The following is a 25,123-nucleotide window of genomic DNA, read 5'->3' as shown; positions in this document are numbered from 1 at the left end:
GGTGTCGTGGCCGCCAAGTGCTTGTGGGGAGCATGCGGGAACGAAAAAACCCGCAGGGCGATCGCTCTGCGGGTTTTAATATTTTTGGTGGTGATAGGTGGATTTGAACCACCGACATCAGCATTATGAATGCTGCGCTCTAACCAACTGAGCTATATCACCAACAGCCCAAGAGTATAGCCCACTTTTTTGCCGGTTTTGAAATTACCCTTAAATTTTTTGATCGGAGCCTCGGTTTCCAGGGCGGATGCGCAGCCCGTAGTCGGCTGCAAGGGCCTATTTGTGCGTGAAAATAGCCTTGCGTTTGTTGACGAATGCATCCATGCCTTCCTTCTGGTCGGCGGTGGCAAACAGGCTGTGGAACAGGCGGCGCTCGAACAGCATGCCGTCGTTCAGGCTGCTTTCGAAGGCACGGTTCACTGACTCCTTGGCGGCCATGACTGCCAGCTGGCCATAGTCGCAAATCATCAACGCGGCGCCCAGGGTCTCAAGCATCAGCTGGTCTACTGGCACGACGCGGCTGACCAGGCCCGCGCGCTCGGCCTCGGCTGCGTCCATCATGCGACCGGTCAGCGCCATGTCCATGGCCTTGGATTTGCCTACGGCGCGCGGCAGGCGCTGCGTGCCGCCCGCGCCGGGGATGATGCCCAGCTTGATCTCGGGCTGGCCGAACTTGGCGTTGTCGGCGGCGATGATGAAGTCGCACATCATCGCCAGCTCGCAGCCGCCGCCCAGCGCAAAGCCGCTGACAGCTGCAATCACCGGCTTGCGTACCGTGCGCAGGGTTTCCCAGTTGCGGGTGATGAAGTCGGCCTTGAAGGCATCGGCATAGCTGTAGCCGGCCATGGCGGTGATGTCGGCGCCTGCGGCGAAGGCTTTTTCGCTGCCGGTGATGACCATGCAGCCGATGGCGGCGTCTGCGTCAAACACCTTCAGCGCGTGGCCCAGCTCGTCCATCAACTGGTCATTCAAGGCGTTCAGCTGCTTGGGGCGGTTCAGCGTGATGATGCCGACCTTGTCGGCCTCGGTGCGTACGGTGATCAGTTGGTAGTCCATGCCATGCTCCTGGTGTGTAGAGAAATATTTGCTATCTAAAAAATAGCTGCTTGCGCAGGTGTTACCTGCGCTAGAGGCCTATTTCTTATAAATTCTTCAATATCAGCTTTTGGCAGGCTCCAGCCAGGCGCTGACTGCGCGCGGGTTCTCGGCTGCGAGACGCCAGGTGCTGGTGCTGGCCACGGTGGGCAGGTTCAGCGCCAGGCGCAGCAGCCGCTTGTCGCGGGCGACCAGGGCGGTGACCTGGCGTTGCTGGCCGGCGTACAGCAGCAGGTCGTCCAGCTTGGACATGCGCCAGCCACTGCTTTGTTTGCCCTGTGCCACTTCCACGCCCAGCCATTCGTCGCCGGCAGCGAAGCCGGCTTGCTCGGCCGCACCTCCGCGCAGTACCACCTTGACCTGCAGGCCCTGGTTTTCGGCGACGCGCAGGCCCAGGCGCTGGGCCAGTTGGGCCGGGTCTTCATGCACGGTGACGCCGTGGCCGGCCAGCAGGTCTTTCAGTGGCAGCTCGCCCGTGCCGTGCACCCAGGCCTGGATTTCGGCATGAAAAGAGCGGCCGCCCAGCTCGGCCAGCACGGCGGCGAAGTCGGCCTCGGCCATGGGCCCGGCCTGGCAACGCAGCCACAGGGCGCGCATCACATCGTCCAGCGTGGTTTGGCCTTCGCCGCGCAGGGTCAGGTCGAAGCACAGGGCGACCAGCGCGCCCTTGGTGTAGTAGCTGACGGTGGCGTTGGGCGTGTTTTCATCCTGCCGGTAGTACTTGACCCAGGCGTCCATGCTGGCATCGGCCACCGACTGCACCAGCCGGCCTGGGGTTTGTTGCACCTGGTTGATGGTCTTGTTCAGCAGCTTGAGGTAGGCCGTGTTGTCCAGCAGGCCGGCGCGGCGCAGCAGCAGGTCATCAAAATAGCTGGTGAATCCTTCAAAGAACCACAGCAGCCGGGTGTACTGCTCGGCGTCGTACTGGTAGCGGGTGAATTCGGCCGGGCGCAGGCGCTTCACGTTCCAGGTGTGGAAGTACTCGTGGCTGATCAGGCCCAGCAAGGTGGTGTAGCCCTCGCTGCGTTTGATGGGGGTGGTGGGCTTGGCTGGTTTTTTTGCATCTGCATCGCCCAGGCGTGGCAGGTCGCGGCGGTTGCAGATGAGTACCGTGGAGTTGCGGTGTTCCAGCCCGCCGTAGCCGTCGTCCACCGCGTTCAGCATGAACAGATAGTGGGCGTAGGGCGGCTTGCCGGCTTGTTTGTTGGCGTGCCAGAAGCGGATCTCGGTTTCGCAGATCGCTTTGGTGTCGGCCAGCAGGCGGGCGCCGTCGAAGGCGGGCGGTGCGCCGGCCACCACGAAGCGGTGGGGCACGCCACCGGCCTTGAATTCGCCGCTCCAGAACGTGCCCATTTCCACCGGGCAGTCCACCAGTTCGTCATAGCTGGCCGCGTGGTAGTGGCCGAAGCCGGCTGCGTCCACAGCCACGGCCTGCAAGCCGGTGGCCACGCTCCAGGAGGCGGTGGCCGGGCTGGTGGCCAGTTCCAGGCTGTGGGGGGCGTCCTCCTGGCCGTGCACGCGCAGGAACAGGCTGGTGCCATTGAAGAAGCCGCGCGCGGCGTCCAGCCAGGCGGTGCGTACGGAGGCGTCGTTGGCGTACACCTCGCAGCTCAGCACCAGGGGCTTTGCGGGCGTGGCCGTGGCCTCCCAGGTGTTCTTGTCCAGTTGCAACAGTGGTACAGCGCGTTTGCCCTGGCGGGCCTGCAGCAATTGTAGGTTTTTGGAAAACTCCCGTACCAGGTAGCTGCCCGGAATCCACACCGGCAACGACACCCGCTGCGTGGCGGCGGGCTGGGCGATGGTCAGCGTGACGCGGAACAGGTGGGCGTGGAGGTCGGCCACCTCCACGCGGTATGAGACGGCGCTGGGCGCGTGGGATGCGGGTTGGGGCGTAGGCATGGGGCTAAGAATACCCCAGCTGCGAGCTGACCCAGGCTTACGTGCCGGCGGCGCCCAGCAAGCAGCTCAGTACGGCGGCGATGGTGGTGTGCAGGCGCAAGGGCAGCCAGGCGGCCAGGCCGGCTTCGGGCCAGGTCTTATGGTCTACCACGCACCAGATGGCCAGCAGCAGGCCCAGCAGGGGCAGGCCAGCGTAGGCGGGCATGATGATGGCGATCCAGCTCAAAAATGCGGGAATGGTGGCCAGAGCAATGTTCTTACGCGGCTTAGGGGAGTCCATGTGCAGGCCGATGCCACCGTGGATGCCGCCTAAAAAGGTGGCATGGGTTGCGGCCAGGCCGACCAGTGAGATGGCAATAAACGGATGTAGGTTGTCTGGCACCAGCCAGATCAGGAGTGCCAGCAGTACATAGACCGCCATGCCAACGTGGGCGACGCGATGGACCAGAATTTCAGTGGAGTTTTTTTGCATGGGCGCGATTTTCCGGGCTTTGGCAGCCAGGTGCGACAGCGAATGGTCCACTGTGTGTAAAACACCACGCCGCTGGTGGCGGCGCGTGGGTTATTAATTCTTGATCTTGGCCAGCTGGGCTTCGACCTGCTCGGCAGGGATGGCACCCGGGATGCGCGAGCCATCAGCAAACAGCAGCGTGGGCGTGCCGGTGATGCGGTACTTTTTGCCGAACTCTACATTGCGCGCCAGGGCCGGGGCGTCGCAGTTGGCCGCTGCTGCGGGCGGCACCTGGCTGCGTACCATCCAGTCGGTCCAGGCCTTAGCTTTGTCCTTGGCGCACCAGATGTTGCGCGCCTTGTCCGTGGAGTCGGGGCTCAGGATGGGGAACAGGTAGAGCGAGACGGTGACGTTGTCCACCTTCTGCAGGTCTTTCTCGAAGCGTTTGCAGTAGCCGCAGTTCGGGTCTTCAAACACGGCGATCTTGCGCTTGCCATTGCCGCGCACGATGGTGAAGGCGTCTTTGCTGGGCAGGTCATCAAAGTTCACCGCGCTGAGCTTTTCAATGCGCTCTTCGGTCAGGTTGCGGCGCAGCTTGGTGTCGATCAAATTGCCCTGGATCAGGAAGTTGCCGTCAGCATCGGTGTACATGATCTCGCTGCCGCCCACGCGCAGCTCGTACAGGCCGGGCATGGGGCTTTTGATGACCTCGTCGATCTTGGGCATCTGCGGAATGCGCTCGGCCAGATTTTTACGGATGGCGGCTTCCTGGGCCTGTGTGCCCAGGCAGGCCAGGGTAGCTGCCGTGGCGACTGCGAGTGTCAAAAATCTCATGGATATCTACCTAAACCGTAAAAATTGAACAGAGCGAGACGCCCTGGACTCCTAGCCTTCCAAACCCATAGCCTGCCGCGCGACCCAGCTCTTCACCCAGCCGCTGCGTTCAAACCCCCTCATGCCCCAGTTGCGCACGCCCTGCCATGTCGCATCGTCGCGGGCAAACAGCTGCTGCAGCCCGTCCGTCGCGCCGCCCACCGTCAGCAGCGCGGTCTTGCGGGAACGCTCGTATTGGCGTAGCAGCTTGCTGTCGTCCACGCTACGCCAGTAGTCGCGGCCGTGCAGAATGCGCGCCAGTTCAGCCACATCTCCCAGTCCCAGGTTCAAGCCCTGGCCGGCCAGGGGGTGCACCGTGTGCGCCGCGTCACCCGCCAATACCCATGCACGCTGTTCCTTCTGCCCTACCCAGCGAGCTGCTTGCGCCTTGTGCAGCGGCCACGCGTTGCGCGGGCCATCCAGCGTGAGCGATCCCAGCGTACCGTGGCTGGCGGCTTCCAGTGCCTGGGCAAACGCCTCGGGCGGCAAGGCCAGCAGTTCGGCTGCGCGTTCCTCTTGCACAGACCACACCACGGCCACGGAGTTCCCCGCATCGCCCTGCATCGGCAAAAAAGCCAGTATTTCGCCCTGCGCAAACCATTGGCGGGCGGTGCCGCCGTGCGGTTTCTCACACACCAGGCGGGTGGCGATGGCGTGCTGGTGGTAGGCCATGCTGTCGAATGCCACGCCTAGTTCGGCACGGGTGGCGCTGGCCTTGCCCTCGCAGACCACGGTCAGCTTGGCCTCGACCGGGCTGCTGACGATCTCGATCATGGGTTGGTAGCGCACGGCATCAAACAAGCGGGCCTCCAGGGCTGGCACGTCCACGATCCAGGCCAGTGCGGGCACGCCTTGCTGCTCGGCGCTGAACTGCACTTCGCCACCCTTGTCGCCCCATACCTGCATAGCCTGCACGGCGGTGGCGTGCTGCGGCTCGGGCCAGCTGCGCAGGGATTCCAGCAGCTCGCGCGAGGCCGTGTTTAGCGCGTAGGCCCGCACGTCCTGGCTGGCAGTGGGGGCGGCCGGTTCGGCTACCAGGGCCACGCGCAGGCGGTCGCGCGCCAGCAGCAGCGCCAAAGTGCGGCCAACGATGCCAGCGCCGCGGATACATATGTCAAAGGATTGGGCCATATCTGATGAGTCGGTACGAACGGGTCACCCGGCGGGCAACAAGTCCAGTGCCGGGATTGTAGGAGGCGGGCACAATGCCCGGATTTGCCCAAGGAATTGCCCTATGGATGTGCAAGCCACCATCGCCCGCCTGTTTGTGTACCCGGTCAAATCCTGCGCTGGTGTGGAGCTGCAAGAGGCCACGCTGACCGAAACCGGCCTGGAGTTCGACCGCGCTTGGATGGTGGTGGACGAGCAGGGCATTTTTGTGACCCAGCGCGAGCTGCCGCGCATGGCGCTGATCCAGCCTGGGCTAAAAAACTTAGAGATGGTTTTACGTGCTCCCGGCATGTTGGCTCTGCACATCGCGCTAGATAAAGTAGAGCAGCCCACCCAGGTGACGGTGTGGGACGACAGCGTGGCTGCCTTCGATATGGGCGATGTGGCCGCCCAGTGGTTCAGCGATTTTTTGAACACCGACGCCGCCGGCCAGCGCGTGGCCGCGCCGCGCAAGCTGCGGCTGGTGCGCTTCGACCCTGAGCACCGCCGCCTGTCCAGCCTGAAATGGACCGGTGGCACCGAGGCGCTGAACCAGTTTTGTGATGGCTTTGCCGTTCTAGTGGTCAGTGAAGCTGCGATGGACGGCCTGAACCAGCGCCTGCTGGCCGCCGGCGAAGCTGCGGTGGGCATCGAGCGCTTCCGCCCGAACATCGTGCTGGCCGGCGTGGAGGCCCATGACGAAGACAGCCTGGACGAGCTGCAGATCAGCACCTTCCAGGGGCTGGCCCGTTTGCGCATGGTCAAACCCTGCCCGCGCTGCCCGATCCCGAACATTGACCCAGGCACCGCCACCAGCACGCCCGTGGTGGGCGACATGCTGCAAACCTACCGCCGCAACGAGGTGGTCGGCGGCGCCGTGGCCTTCGGCATGAACGCCATCGTGGTGGACGGCGTGGACATGGCGCTGCGCGTGGGGCAGAGCGCCACTGCCGACTACAAGTTTGAGTAGTTGACGAGTGGCTTCAGCTGGATTTGCGCCAGGCAAAACAGGTGCCCGCCAGCAAAATAAACGCGCCGATGATGACCTTCTGCCAGGTACTGGGCACACCGGCCAGTATCAGCACGTTGTTGATCAGCGTGACCAGCAGCACGCCCAGCAGGGTGCCGCCCACGGTGCCGCTGCCGCCGGTGATGCGGGCGCCGCCCAGGATCACCGCGGCAATCACATCCAGCTCGCTGCCGACCAGATCGAATGGGTTGGCCAGGCGCGTGCTGGACACATGCACGATGCCCGCCAGCCCCGACAAAAAGCCCGCATAGGCGAACACGAACACATGCACCGTGCGCAGGTTGTAGCCCAGGCGCTCGGCAATCGTCAGGCTGCCGCCAATGGCGTAGACGGCGCGGCCCACCAGGGTGCGGTTTAACAGCCACCAGGTCAGCCCGGCGGCCAGTATCAGCACCAGAAATGTCAGGGGCAATACCGAGTGCAAGCCTTCGGGCGTGTCGTGGCGCCACAGGGCCAGTTTGCCGAACGCATCCATGGAGGCGGGTACGTTCATGAAGAACACCGTGCCTACAAAGGTCAGCAGGATGCCGCGGTACAGGTACTGGGTGCCTATGGTGACGATCAGCGAGGGCGCTTTCAGCCAATGCACCATCAGGCCATTTAGTGCCCCCAGCGCCGTACCTCCTGCGCAGCCTGCTATCAAAATGATAGCAATTGGGGTTTCTGGGAATTGGGTGAGTACCAGTTTGGTGATGCTGTACATGGTGAGCGCGGCGATGGCGGCAAACGACACGTCGATGCCGCCGGCGGCCAGCACAATCAGCACGCCCAGCGCAAATAGGCCCAGCACCGTGCAGGCTCGCAGAATGTCGAACAGCACCGGCAGCTGGAAGAAGCTGGGGTTGACCAAGCCCACCGCCAGGCTGACCAGCACGATCAGCAGCAGCGTCAGGGCGGACGGATTACGGCCCATCCAGTGGAGCCAGGACCCGGCTTTAGAAGGCGAGGGGGCCGATGCGGCGCGCGGCACCGCTGCAGGGGAGACAGTTGCAGTCATGGTGTGGTGATGGGGGAGTTGTCGGAAACCAAGGTACGGTAAAGCTCGCCCTCGTCCAGGCCTTCGGCATCGAAGGTCTGTGTGACGTGGCCTTTGCTCATCATCAGGATGCGGTCGCAGTTCTGCAGCAGCTCCGGCAGGTCGTCGCTCACCAGGATGACACCCAGGCCGTCATCGGCCAGCTTCTGGATGATGCGGTAGATGGTGTCTTTGGAGCCCACGTCCACGCCCACGGTCGGCCCGTGCAGTATCAGCACGCGCGGCTGTATGGCCAGCCAGCGGCCAATCAAGACACGCTGTTGGTTGCCACCTGAAAGCGACTGCACCGCGCGATCCACATCGGGGGTGGCGATCTGCAGGTTCTGGATGGTGGCATCGGCCAGGGCCTGGCATTTTTGGGCGTCCAGCGCGCCGGTGCGGCCCCGCAGGCGGTTCAGCACCACGGTCACGATGTTGTCACGGATGGACTTGTCCAGGAACAGACCCTCGTTGATGCGGTCTTCCGGCACATAGCCTATACCGTGCTGTATAGCGTCGCGCGGGGTTTTAAGCACAATCGATTCGGTGCCCAGGGTGATGCGCCCCGCGTCTGCGGCCTGCACACCAGCCAGAGCCAGGGCCAGCTCATTGCGGCCTGAATCCAGCAGGCCGGTAATGCCCAAGATCTCGCCTTTGTGCAGTTCGAAACTCACGTCGGCGAAGGCCTGGCAGTGGCCCAGCCTGTCCACGCGCAGCAAAGGGACATGGCTGTGCGATTGCTGGCGGTAGCGGGCGCCGTCGAGCTGCTTGCCGGTCATCCAGTGGCTGAGTTCGGCCTTGGTGAAATTCTGGATCGGCCCTTGCGTGACCTTGGCGCCGTCGCGGAACACGATGGCCTGGCCGCCAATGGCAAAGCATTCGTCCAGCTTGTGGCTGACGAACAAAACCGCCACGCCGCTGGCGCGCAGGCCCTCGACCACGCGCACCAGGTTGTCCACCTCCTTTTGCGTCAAGGATGTGGTGGGCTCGTCCATGATGACCATGCGGGCGCGGGTGGCGATGGCCCGGGCGATGGCCAGCAACTGGCGCGTGGCCAGGGGCAGCTCGTCCACGCGGGTGGCCAGAAAATCGTCGTCGGTGGGCAGATTTACCGTGGCCAGTGCGCGCCTGGCGGTGGCGGCCACGGCCGCGCGGTCAAAGCGGCGTGCCAGCCGACCGCCGGTGTGCACCAGCTGTTCGCTCAGCGCCACGTTCTCGGCCACGCTCATATTGTGCAGCAGCGATAGATCCTGGTACACAGTCTCTATGCCCAGCGTCAGCGCCTGCAGCGGCGACAGTGCGGCATGGGCTACGCCATCCACCACCAGATCGCCCTGGCTGGGCGGCTGCGCGCCGGAGATGATCTTGATCAGGGTGCTTTTGCCGCAGCCGTTTTCGCCCAGCAAGTGGTAGATCTCACCGGCCTCTATGGTTAGTGAAATGCCGCGCAGCGCGTGCACGCCGGCAAAGCGTTTATGCACATCGCGCACATGCAGAAAGACGCGGCGCTCAGCGCTCCCGTGCGACGCGCCGTGTGCGTGGGGGGTATGGTTCATGGCTTGGCTCTCATTGCGTGTCTTGGCGGTATTGGCAGAGCCCCGTTGTCGGGGCTCTGCTGGAAAGTGCCCGGACTAGAACGCGTATTTCTTGTAGTTCTGCTTGTCTACTTCCACCCAGGCCTGGCCGGTCACGATCACGCCCACACCTGGGCCCTTTTTGACCTGCACCTTGTTGTAGCCGGTGACGCCCATGTCCATGCCATCGGTAGGTTGCTTGCCATCCAGCAGCAGCTTGGCGACCTTGTTCATGACGATGCCGGCGTCTTTCGGGTCCCAGAAGGCGATGCCGCCGACAGCGCCTGACTCCAGGAACTTGGCGGCTTCGCTGGGCAGGCCGGTTCCGTAGACGCAGATCTTGCCTTGCAGACCGGCTTCTTCCACCGCCCGGCCGATGCCCAGCACATCCAGCGAGGACGAGCCTTGGAAGCCTTTCAGGTCGGGGTGCTTGCGCAGCATTTCCTTGGCTTTGGAATAGGCTTTTTCGGCGTCGTTGGCGGACTCGTTCTTGGCGTCCACCAGGGTCATCTTGGGGTACTTCTTGGCGGCATTGCCCGCACCGCCATCGGCCCATTGGACCTGCGATTGGCTGCCCAGCGAGCCAACCAGCGAAGTCCATTTGCCGGACTCGCCCATGCAAGCCGCCAGGCGGTCGTTCAGACGTGCGCCATAGGCGGTGTTGTCAAAGGCCTCGATGTCGGCCATGGTGTTCTTCTGGTTGTCTGCTTCATGCGTCACCACCTTGATGCCGCGTTCCATGGCGCGCTTGAGCACGGGCTCCAGGGTGGGCGGGTCCATGGACACCACGGCAATCGCATCTACCTTCTTGGCGACCAGATCTTCCACCAGGCGTTGCTGCTGGGCAGCGTCTGACTGGGCGGGGCCGATTTGCTGGGTTGTCACGCCAGGGGTGGACGCGCCAAACTCCTTGACGCCGACCTCCATGCGGTTGAACCAGCTGATGCCGGTGATCTTCACCACGGTGACGATATTTTGCGGTTTGCCTTGGGCGAACAAGGCACCGGCAAAGCCAAGGGAACTCAAAACAAGAGCAGCGCAAGCAGATTTTTTAAACATATTTGTCTCCTAACCCTCGGGTGATTTACGGTGATCCAGGAGGGGGCTGGTTCAACGATGCGCGATTGCGCGGTAACAAAGCGGAAAAGTCGGGCAGACTCCAGCGCGCCGATGCCAGGAAGACCAGCAGCAGCAGGCCCCAGGCACAGTCGCGGAAGAAGTTGGAAATGCCCAGCAGGTTGAAGGTGCTCGACAGCAGCTGCAGCGCCATGGCCGAGAAAAACAGGCACACCATGCGGCCATAACCGCCCTGGGGGCGTACGCCGGCCATCACCGCCATCAGGATGGCAATCAGCAAATAGGATGTGCCGTAGTCTGATTTCACGCTGGCCGTGCGCGCCGCGATGATGACCCCGGCCACTGCAGCCAGCAGGCCGCTCACCGCATAAGTGGCCATCAGCATGCGCTCTTGCGAGATGCCGCTGTAGCGGGCAGCTTTGGCGTTGGTGCCCAGCAGGAACAGGCGGATGCCAAAAGTGCTGTAGCGCAGCAGCCAGCCCACCAGCAACAAGATCACCAGAAATATGGCAAACGGGATGGGAATGCCCCACACCAGCTCGTTGCCAATGGCAGAAAGCGGATCGGCATTGCCTACCCGCAGGCTGGAGCCCTTGGTCAGCACCACGGCGGCGCCGGTGAACAGCAATTGTGTGCCCAGCGTGCAGAGTATGGGCGTCAGGCCTGCGATGGAAATCAGCCAGCCATTCAACAGCCCGCCGGCCGTGCCCACAAGGAGCGCAATCAGCGCAAAGGTCAAGGTGTACATCCACGGCGCCGTGTCGGCGGAGAACAGCAGCGGCGCCAGGCTGGCCCCCACTACGCCGGCCAGGTTGGCCAAGGCCACGCCCGACAGGTCGATGCCGCCGTTGCCAGAGATCATCGACAGCGCAACGCCGATGGCGATCAAGGCCAGTTCGGGCAACTGGCTGGCCATGGACTGGAAGTTGTAGACATCCAGAAAGTCGCCGCTTGACAGCAGCGTGGCCGCCAGCAGGATGGCGACATTGATGCCAACCAGAAAATTCAGCTGCGGGTCTGCGGATTTGAACTTCATGGTGCGCACCTCAGGCGTATTTGCGCAGCAGCGCATCGACTTCGGCCCGCGTGGGCATGGACGGGGCCGTGCCAGCGCGCGTCACCGAGATGGCCGCCACGGCAGAGCCAAAGCGCGCTGCCACCAGCGGCGTGGCGCCTTCGGCCAGGGCCGTGGCAAAGCCGCCGTTGAAAGCGTCGCCTGCGCCAGCTGTTTCCACCACGCGGCCAGCTTCGAAGGGGGGGATGTGCACCGATTCCTGTGCGCTGTGCAGCAACGCGCCATGCGCCCCCAGGGTGATCAGGGCGCAGCCCACGCCTTTGGCCAGCAGGGCATCGCCTGCTTTGCGGGCTTGTTCCAGGTTGCCAATCGGGAGGCCGGTCAAGGCGGCGGCTTCGTGTTCGTTTGGCGTGATGTAGTCACACAGGGCATATACCGCGTCATCGAACGCCAGCGCGGGCGCCGGGTTGAAGATGGTGGTTGTGCCGGCGGCTCGGGCAATCTCCAGGCCGCGCTGTGCTGCCGCCGCCGATTGCTCCAGCTGGGTCATGAACACACGTGCGCCCTGGATTGCGGAGGCCGCGGCCTCTACATCGCTGACATGGATGTGCGCAGCCGCACCGGGTGACACGATGATGGCGTTGTCGCCCGTGGTCTCGTGCACAAAGATGAAGGCCGCGCCGGTGGCGGCATCCGCCAGCTGGCTTACCTGGGTGGTGATGCCTTCTTGGGCCCACAGCGCCAGGGCCGCGTCGCCAAAAGCGTCTTTGCCCAGCTTGGAGATGAAGGTGACTTTGCCGCCTGCGCGGGCAGCTGCCACGGCTTGGTTGGAGCCCTTGCCGCCCGGCCCCATGGCAAAGCTGGAGCCAGCCACGGTCTCGCCGATCCCGGGTAAGCCGGCGGCGCGGAATGCCAGGTCGGCCACATAAATGCCCAATACGGTCACGCCGTGCTGGGAGGTGTTGGTGGTGTGCATGGCGTCAGGCTTCCGGTGCGATCACGCCTTTTTTGAGCAGAAAGCAGCCGTAGAAGCGGCGCTCGCTGGTCGCAATGACGCAATAGGCTTTGCGGGCGGCTTCGTAAAACGCGAAGCGCTCTATAGATCCCATGGGCCAATGTTTGCCTTCTGCGTGGTCGATTTCGGCCTGCAGCTCGGTTTGCACCGGGGGTATCTCATCGGGCTGGCCCATGATCTCCATGCGCTGTACCGGTGTTTCCACCGCGCCGTCGAGTGGCATCACCGACAGGATGGCGCGCGCGGCCTCTTGCGTACCCACTCCGTCGATGCGCAGCACCCGGCCGAGGACGGTTTGGCGGGCCACCGAGTCGGCGGGGAAGTTGCCGTCGCACAGCACCAGTTCATCGCCATGGCCCATGGCACGCAATGCGTACAGCACGTCTGCATTGAGCAGCGGATTGATTGATTTCAGCATGTCTCCTCCTATTGTTTTCAGCGCGATGTTGGGGGTGCTAAGTCAGTCGCCATAGGGCACCCAAATGTTCTTGACCTGCACCGCGTGGCGCAGAAAGATCGGGCCCTCTGCGGCGGCCAGGTTGTGCCAGTCGGTGGCCAAGCCGTGGTCTACCAGCGTGCGTTTCAGGTTGCCGGCAGATAGCTTCTCTGCGCTGAGCGATAGCGCTGCCGAGCCAAAAGCCCATAGGCTGTCCACATCGTCGTGCTCGGCCAGTGTTTGGGCGAGGGTGGCGGATATGCCCGTCACCACGTTCACCACGCCGCCGGGTAGATCTGACGATTCCAGCACCTGGCAGAAGTCCGTGACGGCCAGCGGGAAGCGCTCGCTCGGCACCACCACTACGCGGTTGCCCATGGCAATCAAGGGTGCCACCAGGCTGATGAAGGCCAGCAGGGGCGCCTCGTCGGGGCACACCACGCCCACTACGCCGATCGCTTCGGTCATGGCCAAGGCTACGCCCCGCAAAGGCGGTACGTGCACCACGCCTTCGTATTTGTCAGCCCAGGCGCCGTAGCTGAACAGGCGGGCGACAGAGGCCTCTACTTCCGCTTCGGCCGCAGCGGCGCTGATACCCGTGGTGACTGCAATGCGGTCGGCGAATTCGCTGGCGCGGATCGCCAGGTTTTCTGCCAGGTAGTACAACGCCTGCGCGCGGCGATGCGGTGTGGCCGACGACCAGGCACTGGCAGCGTGCGCAGCTGTCACCGCGTTGCGGATGTCCTTGCGGTTGCCGGTGCCGACTTCGCCTTGCGGCACGCCGTTAGGGGCGTACACGGTATGGCAGTACTCACCGTCTGGTCGCACTTGTTTGCCGCCGATAAAGAGCTTTTGGGTACGGTCTACCCCCGCCAAGCGCAGCACGGACTTTTTCGTGCTGGGCTTCTCTTTGGAGACGATTGCTGCCAAGGCTTTGCGCGGTGCCCGTTGGGCCCATGCGCGCGGTTTGAGGTATTCGTAGCAGCCCTCGCGCCCACCTTCACGGCCGTAGCCGGATTCGCGGTAGCCACCGAATCCCACGCCTGCGTCGAACAGGTTGGTGGCGTTGATCCAGACCACACCGGCTTGCAGTTTGGGCGCCATGCCCAGTGCCAGGCCTATGGTTTCGCTCCACACGCTGGCGGCCAGGCCGTAGCGGCTGTTGTTGGCCAGGGTCACCGCTTCGTCGGGGGTGCGAAAGGTCATGGACACCAGCACCGGGCCAAAGATTTCTTCGGTCGCCACGGTGGACGCTGGATGCACATTCGTCAGCAAGGTAGGTGGGAAGAAGCTCCCACCTGTGGGGCAAGCATGTGGCGTCTGGTAGCACTCGGCGCCCTCACGTATGCCGGTATCGACCAGTTTGTGCACGCGGGCGATCTGCGACGGGTCGATCAGCGCACCCATGTCGATGCACTTGTCCAGAGGCATGCCCACCCGCAGGGTCAGCATGCGCTGCTTCAGGCGCTGGATGAAATCGGTGGCAATGCTTTCTTGCAGCAGCAAGCGCGAGCCAGCGCAGCAAACCTGGCCCTGGTTGAACCAGATAGCGTCCACCACGCCTTCTACGGCGGCGTCCAGGTCCGCGTCGTCGAACACGATGAAGGGGGATTTGCCGCCCAGCTCCAAGGTCAATGATTTGCCGCTGCCCGCCGTGTGCTGGCGTATCAGGCGCCCTACCTCGGTGGAGCCGGTAAAGGCGATCTTGTTGACATCCGGGTGGGCCACCAGTGCCGCGCCTGTGGTTCCGTCGCCTGTCACCACGTTCAGGACACCGGCGGGCAGGCCCACCTGGGCGGCCAGTTCGGCAAACAGCAGCGCGGTCAGCGGTGTGAACTCGGCCGGTTTCAGTACCACGGTGTTGCCCAGGGCCAAGGCCGGGGCGATCTTCCAGGCCAGCATTAGCAGCGGGAAGTTCCAGGGAATGATCTGACCGATGACGCCCAGGGGCACCTGGTCGGCAAATTCGCGTTCCTGCAACTGGGCCCAGCCTGCGTGGTGGTAGAAGTGGCGGGCTGCCAGCGGCACGTCCAGATCGCGGGTTTCGCGGATGGGCTTGCCGTTGTCCAGCGCCTCCAGCACGGCGAACTGGCGGGCGTGGCGCTGCACCATGCGTGCTAGTGCATACAGATGGCGGGCCCGGCCGGGGCCACCCAGGGCTTCCCACTTGGGTTGGGCGGCGCGGGCGGCAGCTACGGCGGCATCCACATCAGCGCCTGACCCTTGGGCTACCGAGGCCAGGCGTTGCGTTGTGGCGGGCTCCAGCGTGTCGAAATACACGCCCTCGGCGGTGGCGGTTTGGCTGCCGTTGATGAAATGGCCGAAGCCTTCGGCATGCTTGGCCAACCAGTGGCGCACCTCGGTATCGCTTTCGGGGGCTGGGCCGTAGTCCATGGTGTCAAAGTAGTGGGCGACGTTCATCGCTTTATCCGATCGGGTGGTGGTGGAAGGCCGAGTAGCGGCCAGTCAAGTGGTGCTCCAGTTGGCGCTCGATGTCGGCCAGCAGGGTGGACGCGCCAACACGGAACAAGTCGGGCTCCAGCCAGTCGCGGCCGAGTTCCTCCTTCATCATCACCTGGTACTCCAGCACACCTTTGGCGGTAGACACGCCGCCGGCGGGCTTGTAGCCCACCCGAAAGCCCGTCAAGGCCTCGTAAGCGCGGATCATGCGCAGCATCACCAGGGTGACCAGCAGCGTGGCATTTACGCTTTCTTTGCCGGTAGATGTCTTGATGAAGTCGGCCCCGGCCATCATGCAGACCATGGATGCCTTGGCGACATTGCGCAGGGTCTTGAGTTCACCGGTGGCCAGGATGGCCTTGACATGGGCATCGCCACACGCGCGGCGGAAGTCACGCATTTCGTTGTAAAGCGCTTGCCAGTTGCCGGTGAGCACATGCTCTCGGGTGATGACGATGTCGATTTCCTGCGCGCCGTCACGCACCGAGGCTTCGATCTCCTTGAGCTTGAGGTCGTGGGGAATCAACCCTGCCGGGAAACCGGTGGACACGGCCGCGACGGGAATGCCCGTGCCTTGCAAGGCTTCGACCGCCGTCGATACAAAGCGGTGGTAGACACAGACGGCTCCAGTGTGCATCACGCGGTCGGCAAAGCCCAGTTGCGCCAGCAAGTCCGGGCGTACCGGGTGGACGGCCTTGGCACACAGGCGGCGCACGCGCTCCGCTGTGTCATCGCCGCTTAGCGTGGTCAAGTCCATGCAGGTAACGGCTTTCAGCAACCAGCCGGCTTGCGCGTTTTTTTTGACCGATCGGCGGCCAGGGAGGCTGGCGACCCGGCGTTCGGCTGCGGACAGGTTGACGCGCAGAGCGTCGATCCAGCTCTTGTCGAAGGCCACACCTGCATTGCGCAGATGCGGCGGGCTGGCAGTCGTGGCTGGCACAACCCGGTGTAGGGCCTGCGGCGCGTCGCGCAGGGCAATCGATGTAGTGGTCATAGTGCGGGCAGCAAAGCGCGGGTTGGAGCAATGGAGTGGGATGGTGGGGACTCTGAAAGCATGCTGTGTCTCGGTTGGCTGGCGCTTGCATCGGTGGCGGACGCCGCGCATTTCGTTGTGGTGTTGTGAATGTTATTACAGTAACATTTATCTTTGCAACATGTTTTTATAAAAACATTTAAATGCTCGATACTTACCCTTAGTCAGATATGGAAATCCAACATGCGTAAAACATCCGGGGCTGAAGCTCGACTCCTGCGACTCGCGCGGATGCAGGAGCTGGTGAATGCCAATGGCCCGCTTCCGCTGAAGGCGGCGGCCCAGGCGCTGAACGTGACGGAAATGACAGTCCGCCGTGACTTGGCCAGTGCTGACGCACCTCTGTCATGCCTGGGCGGCTATGTTCTTGCCGCTACATTGCCTGCCTCGGACAAATACTCGCTGGATGTGGCAGGTGACGAACATGCGCACAACAAGCGCCTGGCTTGCCAGCAGGCGGTTGAACTTGTGGAGGAGGGGGATTGCATCTTTGTGGATTGCGGCACCACCATGGCGCAATTTGCCGAGGCGCTGCCAACCAATAAGGCGCTGAGCGTGGTGTGCTACTCCTTGAATGTGGCCAATATCCTAAGCCGCCGCCCAAACATCCAGCTCATGCTCTTGGGCGGCTTGTACAACGCCTCGTCTGCGACCTTTTATTCAGAAGATGCCGTGCAGTACCTGGAGCGCCTGGGTGTTAACAAAGTGTTTATTTCTGCCGGCGGTGTCCAGGCGGACCGGGGTGCCAGCTGTTCTAACTTCCATGAAGTACCGGTGAAGCAGGCGGCCCTGCGTGTTGCTGCGGAGCGATTCTTGGTGATTGACGAAAGCAAGCTGGGCCGCGTGCGGCCGGCGTTCTTCGGCCCATTGGACGGGTTCTCGCAAATCATTGTGGGCGGGCCTGTCGCGCCGGGCCTGCGCAAGCTGTTCAAGGAATGGCCCTTACGGATAGCGCCGGGGCTATAGCCGCCAGCGCTGCGTTGGTCATTACAATTAGGGCGTAAAACCCTGACAAAACCAGCACAAAATCCTGCAAAAAAGCAGGGCTGCTGTGAGTCATTCCATCTGTATCGGCCCTCGCCCCTTGACGGGCGCCCGGCACGCGCACCACGCCCGCACTGGGCTCGATGCTGTGCGTAGGCCTTTGATTCCTAAGGATATTTCATGAGTTTGAAGTGCGGCATTGTGGGCCTGCCCAACGTCGGTAAATCGACCCTGTTCAACGCGTTGACCAAGGCGGGTATCGCCGCGGAAAACTATCCCTTCTGCACCATCGAGCCCAATGTGGGTGTGGTGGAAGTGCCCGATCCGCGCCTGCAGCAGCTGGCCGAGATCATCACGCCAGAGCGCATCGTGCCCGCGATTGTCGAGTTTGTGGACATCGCCGGCCTGGTGGCCGGTGCCAGCACCGGCGAAGGCCTGGGCAACAAATTCCTGGCGCACATCCGCGAAACCGACGCCATCGTCAACGTGGTGCGCTGCTTTGAAGACGACAACGTGATCCACGTGGCCGGTAAGGTCGACCCGATTGCCGACATTGAAGTGATCCAGACCGAGCTGTGCCTGGCCGACTTGACTGCGGTCGAGAAGGCATTGCACCGCGTGACCAAGACGGCACGTTCGGGCGACAAGGAGTCGATCAAGCTGGTGGCCATTCTGGAGAAGTGCCAGGCGGCGCTGGACCAGGGCAAGCCCGTGCGTACCATCGATTTCAGCAAGGAAGAGTTGCCCCTGCTCAAGCAGTTCTTCTTTATCACCGCCAAGCCGGCCATGTTCGTTGGCAACGTCAGCGAAGACGGTTTCGAGAACAACCCGTTTCTGGACCGCCTGAAGGCCTATGCTGCGACGCAGAACGCTCCTGTGGTGGCCATCTGCGCCAAGATTGAAGCCGAGTTGTCCGAGATGGACGACGCGGATCGCCTGGAGTTCTTGAAGGAACTGGGCCAGGACGAGCCGGGCTTGAACCGCCTGATCCGCTCCGCCTACTCGCTGCTAGGCCTGCAAACCTATTTCACCGCCGGTGTGAAGGAAGTGCGCGCCTGGACCATCCATGTGGGCGACACCGGTCCGCAGGCGGCTGGTGTGATCCACACCGATTTTGAGAAGGGCTACATCCGCGCCCAGACCATTGCGTTCGACGACTTCATCGCCAACAAGGGCGAGCAGGGCGCCAAGGATGCGGGCAAGATGCGCGCCGAAGGCAAGGACTACGTCGTCAAGGATGGCGACGTCATGAACTTCTTGTTCAGTTCTTAGGTTCACCCCCAGGCTACGCTTCGCTTCGCCAACCCCCTTACAGGGGGCGATACCAGTGGCCCGGCAAAGCCGGTTCCACGGTATCCTAGAACAAGACAGTGATGCAATTTTTATGCTTTAGGCCCTCAGCGCTTATTCCACCTGCGTAAGCAGCTATAAAAAAGATAGTGTCTATGACCGAACCGGTTCGTCTCGCCAAACGCCTTGCCGAGCAGCTCGGCTGCTCCCGCCGCGAGGCGGAGCAGTACATCGAAGGCGGCTGGGTGCGCGTGGACGGACAACTGGTGGAAGAGCCGATGTTCCGCGTGGCCGACCAGAAGATAGCGGTGGACCCGGATGCCAGCCTGCTGGCGCCGCCCACCGTGACCCTGGTTTTGCACAAGCCGGCGGGCTATACCGCTGGCCTGGATGCTGGCCCCGGCCCCAAAGCCCAGGCCGCACTGGCGCTGTTGACGCGCGAGAACCACACCCCGGACGACCGTTCCGGCATCCGTACCCTGAAGAAGCATTTTGCCCAGCTGCGCCTGGCCTCGCCGATGGACAGCCGGGCCAGCGGGCTGGTGGTCTACACCCAGGATGGCCGCGTCTTGCGCAAGCTGGAAGAAGATGCGGACCTGATCGAACACGAGTTGATCGTGGAAGTGGCTGGCTCGGTAACGCCCGGCATGTTGCGCACCATGGCAGAGCCTGTGCAGTACCACGAACGGTTGTTGGCGCCAGCCAAGGTCAGCGTCAGTAGTAATACCGACAATGAAACCCGATTGCGCTTTGCGCTCAAGGGCGAGCGCCCAGGCCAAGTGGACTACCTGTGTGAAAGTGCCGGGCTGCAAATACGCAGCGTCAAGCGCATGCGTGTGGGGCGTGTGGCCATGACCGCGCTGGCGCCTGGCCAGTGGCGCTACCTGGCGGCACACGAGCGGTTCTGATCACCCGCCCAGGGTGGGGAACGCCCACACCAGCGATACCGTCATCAGAAAATAGCGCACAAATTTGCCTACCGCCATATAGCCCAAGCAGGGCCAGAACGGCAGCTTGAGCCAGCCCGCCACGGCGCACAGCGGGTCGCCCACCAACGGCAGCCAGGCCAATAAACAGGCTTTCGGCCCCAGCTTTTCCAGCCAGCCGAGTACCCGCACATGGTGCTTGGAATGGCTGTATTTATTGGCTACCTTGTGGGCACCATAGCCCATCCACCAGTCCACCGCGCCGCCTAGGGTGTTGCCTACGGTAGCCACGAGGATGGCCGGCCAGAACAAGCCGGGGTTGAGTTTGACCAGGCCGAAAACCACCGGCTCGGAGCCCAAGGGCAGCAGGGTGGCGGAGATGAAGGACACCACAAAAATGGTGCTCAGGCCGAACTGCGGCAGGGCTAACAGCGTTAGCAAATGGTTTATCCAGGCTTCCATCGGACCAGTATAGGGTTGTGACGCAGGGGGGCAGCGGACCCATAGATTGAAAATTTCACCATGTGATATTCGCCTACCGCTGCGCGAAATGGCGCGCTGCTGCGGTGCAGCATTTATTTTCGGCCAGCGGTTTTTTGTTTCGCATTGCAAAAAGTTATCGTAAGTTGTTGATTTAAATGGTGTAAATATTTACTCTTATATAAGACATAAGAGTATGAAAAGTCTTGTAGAAGACTTAGAATTTTTCCATCGGCACCGCAAAACACATTGCTGGTGCAGACCCTGTTTCACTCAACCTCTGGAGTTTCTATGCCGCAATCCATCACCGAACAACTCAGCCGTGACCAACAAGCAGCCGCTCTGCAAAAGGATTGGGACACCAACCCCCGTTGGAAGGGTATCAAGCGTGGCTACACCGCGGCCGAAGTCGTGCGTCTGCGCGGCTCCTTCCCCATCGAGCACACGCTGGCCCGCCGTGGCGCGGAAAAACTCTGGGATTTGCTGCACACCGAAGCCTATGTGAACTGCCTGGGCGCGTTGACCGGTGGTCAGGCCATGCAGCAGGTGAAGGCCGGCGTGAAGGCCATCTACTTGTCTGGCTGGCAAGTTGCTGCCGATAACAACGGCTATGCCGCCATGTACCCCGACCAGTCGCTGTACCCCGTGGACTCGGTGCCAAAGGTGGTGGAACGCATCAACAACACCTTCCGCCGTGCGGACGAAATCCAGCATTCCAAAGGTATCGACGCTGGTGACGCAGGCTATATCGACAACTTCGCGCCCATCGTGGCCGACGCCGAAGCCGGTTTCGGCGGCGTGCTGAACGCGTTCGAGCTGATGAAGGCCATGATCAATTCCGGCGCCGCCGGCGTGCACTGGGAAGACCAGTTGGCATCCGTCAAGAAATGCGGCCACATGGGCGGCAAGGTGCTGGTGCCTACAGCTGAAGCCGTGCAAAAGCTGATTGCCGCCCGCATGGCCGCCGACGTCTGCGGCGTGCCGACCCTGGTGATTGCCCGCACCGACGCGGAAGCCGCCGATCTGCTGACCAGCGACTACGATGAAAACGATAAGCCTTTCATCACCGGTGAACGTACCTCCGAAGGTTTCTACAAGACCAACAAGGGTATCGACCAGGCCATCAGCCGCGCTATTGCCTACGCCCACTACGCGGATCTGGTGTGGTGCGAAACCGGCACGCCAGACCTGGCCTTCGCCAAGAAGTTTGCCGACGCCGTGCACAAGGTGCACCCCGGCAAGATGCTGGCCTACAACTGCTCGCCTTCCTTCAACTGGAAGAAGAACCTGGACGACGCGACCATCGCCAAGTTCCAGCGCGAACTCGGCGCCATGGGCTACAAGTACCAGTTCATCACGCTGGCCGGCATCCACAGCATGTGGTTCAACATGTTCGATCTGGCACAGGACTATGTGAAGCGCGGCATGTCGGCCTATGTGGAGAAGGTGCAAGAGCCCGAGTTCGCCGCCCGCGACCGTGGCTACACCTTTGTGTCGCACCAGCAAGAAGTGGGCACGGGTTACTTCGACGAAGTCACCACTGTGATCCAGGGCGGCAAGTCCAGCGTGACGGCGCTGACCGGCTCCACCGAAGAAGAGCAGTTCCACTAAGCTCTGTTGAATGCAGTAAAAAAGCCCGCAGTTGCGGGCTTTTTTCATCGGCGGGCCATCAGTCCCATAGCGGTGCCAGCCCGTCCGGGTTAGCCAGGCGTTCACCGCGGTCGAGACGGGCAATGGCCGCCATGTCGTCGTCGCCCAAGCGCAGCGCCGCAGCAGCCAGGTTGCTCTGCAGATTGGCCCGTTGTGTGGAGGATGGAATTACCCCCAGCCCGCGTCGCAACGCCCAGGCCAGCACTACTTGCGCGGGTGTGGCGTTGAGGCGCTGCGCGATGGACAGCACCACCGGGTCGGTCAGCACCTTGCCATAGGCCAGTGTCATGTACGAGGTCACGTTTATTCCCTGGCTTTGCGTGAAGTCCACCAGCTTGCGGTTTTGTAGATAGGGATGGACTTCCACCTGGTTGGTGGCAATGGCCGCTGCGCCCACCGCAGCGATGGCCTGTTGCAGCAAAGCGATGTTGAAATTGGACACGCCAATCTTGCGCGTCAGGCCCTGGGCCTGTGCTTGCTGCAAGGCCTGCAGCGACTCTGCCGCCGGCACCGCACCGCCGGGTGAGGGCCAGTGGATCAGCGTCAGGTCCACATAGTCCAAGCCTAGCTTGGCCAGGCTTTCTTGCAGGCTGGGGATGAGCTGGGTACCGGCCAGGTGGTCCGTCCAGATCTTGGTGGTGACGAAGAGTTCGTGGCGCGGCACGCCGCTTTCTGCAATCGCCTGGCCTACGGCGGCCTCGTTGCCGTAGATCTGGGCGGTATCGATATGGCGGTAGCCCAGCTCCAGTGCTGTGCGTACCGATGCGGTGGCGGTGTCGCCCTGCAGGCGGAAGGTGCCCACGCCGATCGGCGGGACGGTGTTGTGTGTGCGCATAGTGTTTGCTTTCAAAAACAGGGTTGAAGTGGGAGATCAATGACCGCCAGCGATGGCGGCTCGGCGGGTGCCGGTAGGCGCCGGGTGACGCTGGTCCAGTAGGCCGCTCCAGGCCGTCAGGCCCCAGGCCAGCAGTACGACCAGGGCGCCTATCCAGGGTGTGTGCATCAGACCGATGCTGTCGACGATGCGGCCACCGCCCCAGGCACCACCTGCGATGCCGAGGTTGAATGCGGCGATGTTCAGGCCCGAGGCCACGTCGACGGCGCGGGGTGCAAAGCGTTCAGCCTGCTGCACCACATACACCTGCAGGCCGGCCACATTGCCAAAGGCCACGGCGCCCCAGGCCAGCACGGTCAGCACCATCAGGCCTTTGTGTGCGGCTGTCCAGGTCAGCACCAGCAGCACCGCTGCCAGCAGCGCAAAAATCAGCTTCAGCGCACCCACTGGGCCCCGCTGGTCGGCCAGCTTGCCGCCCCAGATATTGCCTACCGCCACCGACACGCCGTAGGCCAGCATCACCAGGCTCACTGCGTTGGCGTCAAAGCTCGATACCTGTTGCAGCATGGGCGCCAGATAGGTGAAGGCGATGAATGAGCCTCCATAACCCACGGCTGTCATGGTGTAGACCAGCAGCAGGCGGGGCTGGCGCAGCACGGCCAGTTGCTGCAGTAGCGACGCTGGCTGGCTGCGCTGCAGCTTGGCCGGCAAAAATGCCAGGCTGCCGATAAAAGCCACTACGCCGAGCGCTGCAACGGCCAGAAAGGTGGCGCGCCAGCCAAAGTGCTGGCCTATGAAGGTGCCCAGCGGCACGCCCGTCACCAAGGCCACGGTGAGGCCGCTGAACATGGTGGCGATGGCGCTTGCGGCCTTTTCCTTGGGCACCAGGCTGGTGGCGATGGTGGCGGCGATAGAGAAAAACACCCCGTGCGCCAGGCCGGTGACCAGTCGCGCCACCACCAGGCTGGTGTAACCCGGTGCCTGCCAGGCCAGCAAGTTGCCCAGGGTGAACAGCAGCATCAGTGCCAGCACCAGGGTTTTGCGCGGCAGCTTGCCGGTCAGCGCAGTGAGTACCGGGGCGCCCACGGCAACCCCCAGCGCATACAGGCTGACCAGCAGGCCGGCGGATGGCAGGTTGACGCCCAGGTCGGCGGCAACCGTCGGGATTAGACCCACGATGACGAACTCAGTCGTTCCGATGGCGAAGGCGCTAAGGGTCAGCGCACGCAGGGCAAGAGGCATGGAATCCACTCCAAATGAGTCACAAGGCCCGCAGTGTCTGGTGTTTATTCTTGGAGAAAAAGCCGCTATCCAGCACAATATTCTTGATGGAAAGTCAACAATGAAGACGAGTCTGGACGAACTGCTGGCCTTTACCACCGTGGTGGACAGCCACTCCATCACCGCCGCAGCCACGCAGCTTGCCCAGACCACCTCCGGCATCAGCCGGGCGCTGGGTCGCCTGGAGCAGAAGCTGGGCACCACCTTGTTGCGCCGCACCACGCGCAAGCTGGAGTTGACGGAAGAGGGGCAGGTATTTCTGGCGCATGCCCGTGAGATCCTGGCGGCGGTGGACGCGGCCGAGGAGCAGATGCTGTCGCGCCAGCGCAAGCCGTCCGGTCTGCTGCGGGTGAATGCCGCCGCGCCTTTTGTGCTGCATGGCATCGTGCCCCTGGTGAAGGATTTCCGGGCGCGGTACCCGGACATCACATTGGAGCTGCACAGCAGTGACAACATCATCGACCTGCTGGAGCAGCGTACCGATGTGGCCATCCGCATCGGTGCGCTGCGCGACTCCAGCCTGCACGCCCGGCCCCTGGCCCATTACCCGCTGCGCGTGCTGGCCAGCCCGGCTTACCTGAAAGCCCAGGGCCGGCCGAAAACCGTGGACGATCTGCGCCTGCACAGCCTGTTGGGATTCACCCAGCCCGAGAGCTTGAACCTCTGGCCGCTACGCCATGCCGACGGCGACGGCTTTGCGGTACAGCCGGTGGTCAAGGTCTCCAGTGGCGAAACCCTGCGCCACCTGGCGCTGGCCGGTGTTGGCATCGTCTGCCTGTCGGACTTTATGACGGCGCAAGACCGCGCCCGGGGGGACTTGGTGCAGGTGTTGCCGCGCGACACCATCGAAGTGCGCCAGCCCATCCACGCGGTGTACTACCGCAATACCGCGCTGGCTTTGCGCATCCGCTGCTTCGTGGATTTCATGGCCGAGCGCATGGCCGCCGTTTAACCTGGCAGGCGCAGACCGGTGCCCGTGCTTTGCTCAGGCGTGCGCTGCAACACGCGCTCTACCAGCACTTCGGCCGTGCCCAGGGCCAGCAGGCCAATTTCTGCGGCAGCGGCCTGGCTCAGGTCGATGACGCGGTGGGTCAGGATGTGTGGGCCCCGGTCATTGATGCGTACCACCACGCTTTTACCGGTGCGCAGTAGCGTCACCCGGGCGTAGCTGAACAGCGGCAGGGTGCGGTGCGCGGCGGTCAGTTCATTGGACTTGAAAACCTCGCCCGAGGCGGTGCGCCGGCCATGGAAGCGCCGCCCGTACCAGCTGGCCACGCCGCGCTGTCCCGCGCCCTGGCCCAGGTCGCTGGACCAGAAATCCGCCGCGCTCTCTGTCGGAACGGGCGCGGCTTCGACGCTGCCATCTTCGGCGGGAATGGTTTGTGCCCAGCCGCCCGCAGTCCGCATTCCGACAAAGGACAGCAGCAAGGCCTGAAGTGCAAGACGCTTCTTAAACATCGCGGAATGTTACTTGGCTCGCCACTGTCGCCAAGGTGACGCATTTTGATTGCTGAAATTTTGAGCAGCTAGAATAGCGTTCCCCCCGATTTTTCCT

At 62.8% G+C, this 25,123-nt stretch carries 23 protein-coding genes and 1 tRNA gene; 6 read left to right on the top strand and 18 right to left on the bottom strand.

Annotation, left to right across the window (positions count from 1 at the left end):
* Nucleotides 1-85: 85 nt before the first annotated feature.
* From AC4BBN_RS05240 to AC4BBN_RS05215, 6 genes are all read right to left on the bottom strand, one after another.
* Nucleotides 86-162: transfer RNA gene (locus AC4BBN_RS05240), tRNA-Met, on the bottom strand.
* A gap of 114 nt (nt 163-276) precedes the next feature.
* Nucleotides 277-1,056, bottom strand: coding sequence for an enoyl-CoA hydratase (locus AC4BBN_RS05235; RefSeq protein ID WP_490590893.1), 780 nt, complete (start codon nt 1,054-1,056; stop codon nt 277-279).
* A 102-nt stretch (nt 1,057-1,158) separates the two neighbouring features.
* Nucleotides 1,159-2,994, bottom strand: coding sequence for a M61 family metallopeptidase (locus AC4BBN_RS05230; RefSeq protein ID WP_490590892.1), 1,836 nt, complete (start codon nt 2,992-2,994; stop codon nt 1,159-1,161).
* A 37-nt stretch (nt 2,995-3,031) separates the two neighbouring features.
* Nucleotides 3,032-3,466, bottom strand: coding sequence for a DUF3429 family protein (locus AC4BBN_RS05225; protein ID WP_490590891.1), 435 nt, complete (start codon nt 3,464-3,466; stop codon nt 3,032-3,034).
* 93 nt (nt 3,467-3,559) lie between these two features.
* Entirely contained in the window at nt 3,560-4,279 is a 720-nt protein-coding gene (locus AC4BBN_RS05220) for a DsbC family protein (RefSeq protein WP_490590890.1), read from the bottom strand.
* 51 nt (nt 4,280-4,330) lie between these two features.
* The gene (locus tag AC4BBN_RS05215; RefSeq protein ID WP_490590889.1) at nt 4,331-5,449 is read right to left on the bottom strand and encodes an FAD-dependent monooxygenase; all 1,119 of its coding nucleotides are present in this window, start codon (nt 5,447-5,449) and stop codon (nt 4,331-4,333) included.
* Between the two features lie 103 nt (nt 5,450-5,552).
* On the opposite strand from AC4BBN_RS05215, the gene AC4BBN_RS05210 reads away from it, so the two are divergent.
* Nucleotides 5,553-6,437: an MOSC domain-containing protein gene (locus tag AC4BBN_RS05210; protein ID WP_490590888.1), complete on the top strand. Its 885-nt coding sequence runs from the start codon at nt 5,553-5,555 to the stop codon at nt 6,435-6,437.
* Nucleotides 6,438-6,450: 13 nt separating this feature from the next.
* Here the strand turns inward: AC4BBN_RS05210 and AC4BBN_RS05205 are convergent, their stop codons facing one another.
* From AC4BBN_RS05205 to deoC, 8 genes are all read right to left on the bottom strand, one after another.
* Nucleotides 6,451-7,494: an ABC transporter permease gene (locus AC4BBN_RS05205; RefSeq protein ID WP_490590887.1), complete on the bottom strand. Its 1,044-nt coding sequence runs from the start codon at nt 7,492-7,494 to the stop codon at nt 6,451-6,453.
* Nucleotides 7,491-9,068, bottom strand: a complete 1,578-nt coding sequence (locus AC4BBN_RS05200; RefSeq protein ID WP_490590886.1) for a sugar ABC transporter ATP-binding protein — start codon at nt 9,066-9,068, stop codon at nt 7,491-7,493. Before AC4BBN_RS05200 ends, AC4BBN_RS05205 begins: the two co-directional genes overlap by 4 nt.
* A 75-nt stretch (nt 9,069-9,143) precedes the next feature.
* Nucleotides 9,144-10,145: a substrate-binding domain-containing protein gene (locus AC4BBN_RS05195; RefSeq protein ID WP_490590885.1), complete on the bottom strand. Its 1,002-nt coding sequence runs from the start codon at nt 10,143-10,145 to the stop codon at nt 9,144-9,146.
* A gap of 25 nt (nt 10,146-10,170) precedes the next feature.
* Entirely contained in the window at nt 10,171-11,199 is a 1,029-nt protein-coding gene (locus AC4BBN_RS05190; protein ID WP_490590884.1) for an ABC transporter permease, read from the bottom strand.
* A 10-nt stretch (nt 11,200-11,209) separates the two neighbouring features.
* Entirely contained in the window at nt 11,210-12,154 is a 945-nt protein-coding gene (gene rbsK / locus AC4BBN_RS05185; RefSeq protein WP_490590883.1) for a ribokinase, read from the bottom strand.
* A 4-nt stretch (nt 12,155-12,158) separates the two neighbouring features.
* Nucleotides 12,159-12,611: an RbsD/FucU family protein gene (locus AC4BBN_RS05180; protein WP_490590882.1), complete on the bottom strand. Its 453-nt coding sequence runs from the start codon at nt 12,609-12,611 to the stop codon at nt 12,159-12,161.
* A 42-nt stretch (nt 12,612-12,653) separates the two neighbouring features.
* Complete coding sequence (locus AC4BBN_RS05175) at nt 12,654-15,050, bottom strand: aldehyde dehydrogenase family protein (RefSeq protein ID WP_490590881.1); 2,397 nt, start codon at nt 15,048-15,050, stop codon at nt 12,654-12,656.
* Nucleotides 15,051-15,054: 4 nt separating this feature from the next.
* Nucleotides 15,055-16,083, bottom strand: a complete 1,029-nt coding sequence (gene deoC, locus AC4BBN_RS05170) for a deoxyribose-phosphate aldolase (RefSeq protein WP_490590880.1) — start codon at nt 16,081-16,083, stop codon at nt 15,055-15,057.
* Nucleotides 16,084-16,305: 222 nt separating this feature from the next.
* Here deoC and AC4BBN_RS05165 point away from each other — a divergent pair, with 222 nt between their 5' ends.
* The 3 genes from AC4BBN_RS05165 (at nt 16,306) to AC4BBN_RS05155 (ending at nt 19,304) form a co-directional block, all read left to right on the top strand.
* Complete coding sequence (locus AC4BBN_RS05165; protein WP_490590879.1) at nt 16,306-17,088, top strand: DeoR/GlpR family DNA-binding transcription regulator; 783 nt, start codon at nt 16,306-16,308, stop codon at nt 17,086-17,088.
* A 198-nt stretch (nt 17,089-17,286) separates the two neighbouring features.
* A complete protein-coding gene (gene ychF / locus AC4BBN_RS05160; RefSeq protein ID WP_490590878.1) occupies nt 17,287-18,378 on the top strand; it encodes a redox-regulated ATPase YchF in 1,092 nt (363 codons plus the stop codon).
* A gap of 173 nt (nt 18,379-18,551) precedes the next feature.
* Nucleotides 18,552-19,304 (top strand): RNA pseudouridine synthase, encoded by a 753-nt coding sequence (locus AC4BBN_RS05155; RefSeq protein WP_490590877.1) that lies wholly within the window; start codon nt 18,552-18,554, stop codon nt 19,302-19,304.
* On the opposite strand, the gene AC4BBN_RS05150 is transcribed toward AC4BBN_RS05155, so the two are convergent.
* Nucleotides 19,305-19,784, bottom strand: a complete 480-nt coding sequence (locus tag AC4BBN_RS05150; RefSeq protein WP_490590876.1) for a YqaA family protein — start codon at nt 19,782-19,784, stop codon at nt 19,305-19,307.
* A gap of 309 nt (nt 19,785-20,093) precedes the next feature.
* Here AC4BBN_RS05150 and aceA point away from each other — a divergent pair, with 309 nt between their 5' ends.
* Nucleotides 20,094-21,413 (top strand): isocitrate lyase, encoded by a 1,320-nt coding sequence (aceA, locus tag AC4BBN_RS05145; protein WP_490590875.1) that lies wholly within the window; start codon nt 20,094-20,096, stop codon nt 21,411-21,413.
* A gap of 58 nt (nt 21,414-21,471) precedes the next feature.
* Here aceA and dkgB read toward each other — a convergent pair whose 3' ends face one another.
* Complete coding sequence (dkgB, locus tag AC4BBN_RS05140) at nt 21,472-22,287, bottom strand: 2,5-didehydrogluconate reductase DkgB (RefSeq protein WP_490590874.1); 816 nt, start codon at nt 22,285-22,287, stop codon at nt 21,472-21,474.
* A gap of 36 nt (nt 22,288-22,323) precedes the next feature.
* Nucleotides 22,324-23,529: an MFS transporter gene (locus AC4BBN_RS05135; RefSeq protein ID WP_490590873.1), complete on the bottom strand. Its 1,206-nt coding sequence runs from the start codon at nt 23,527-23,529 to the stop codon at nt 22,324-22,326.
* Nucleotides 23,530-23,629: 100 nt separating this feature from the next.
* Between AC4BBN_RS05135 and AC4BBN_RS05130 the strand changes: the two genes are divergently transcribed.
* The gene (locus AC4BBN_RS05130; protein ID WP_490590872.1) at nt 23,630-24,520 is read left to right on the top strand and encodes a LysR substrate-binding domain-containing protein; all 891 of its coding nucleotides are present in this window, start codon (nt 23,630-23,632) and stop codon (nt 24,518-24,520) included.
* Here the strand turns inward: AC4BBN_RS05130 and AC4BBN_RS05125 are convergent.
* Nucleotides 24,517-25,026: a septal ring lytic transglycosylase RlpA family protein gene (locus AC4BBN_RS05125; protein ID WP_490590871.1), complete on the bottom strand. Its 510-nt coding sequence runs from the start codon at nt 25,024-25,026 to the stop codon at nt 24,517-24,519. The two genes, AC4BBN_RS05130 and AC4BBN_RS05125, sit on opposite strands and share 4 nt — an antisense overlap.
* Nucleotides 25,027-25,123 lie beyond the last annotated feature (97 nt).

This window comes from Rhodoferax sp. SPJ21, assembly GCF_058216335.1.
This window is presented reverse-complemented; position numbering and strand designations above follow the sequence as displayed.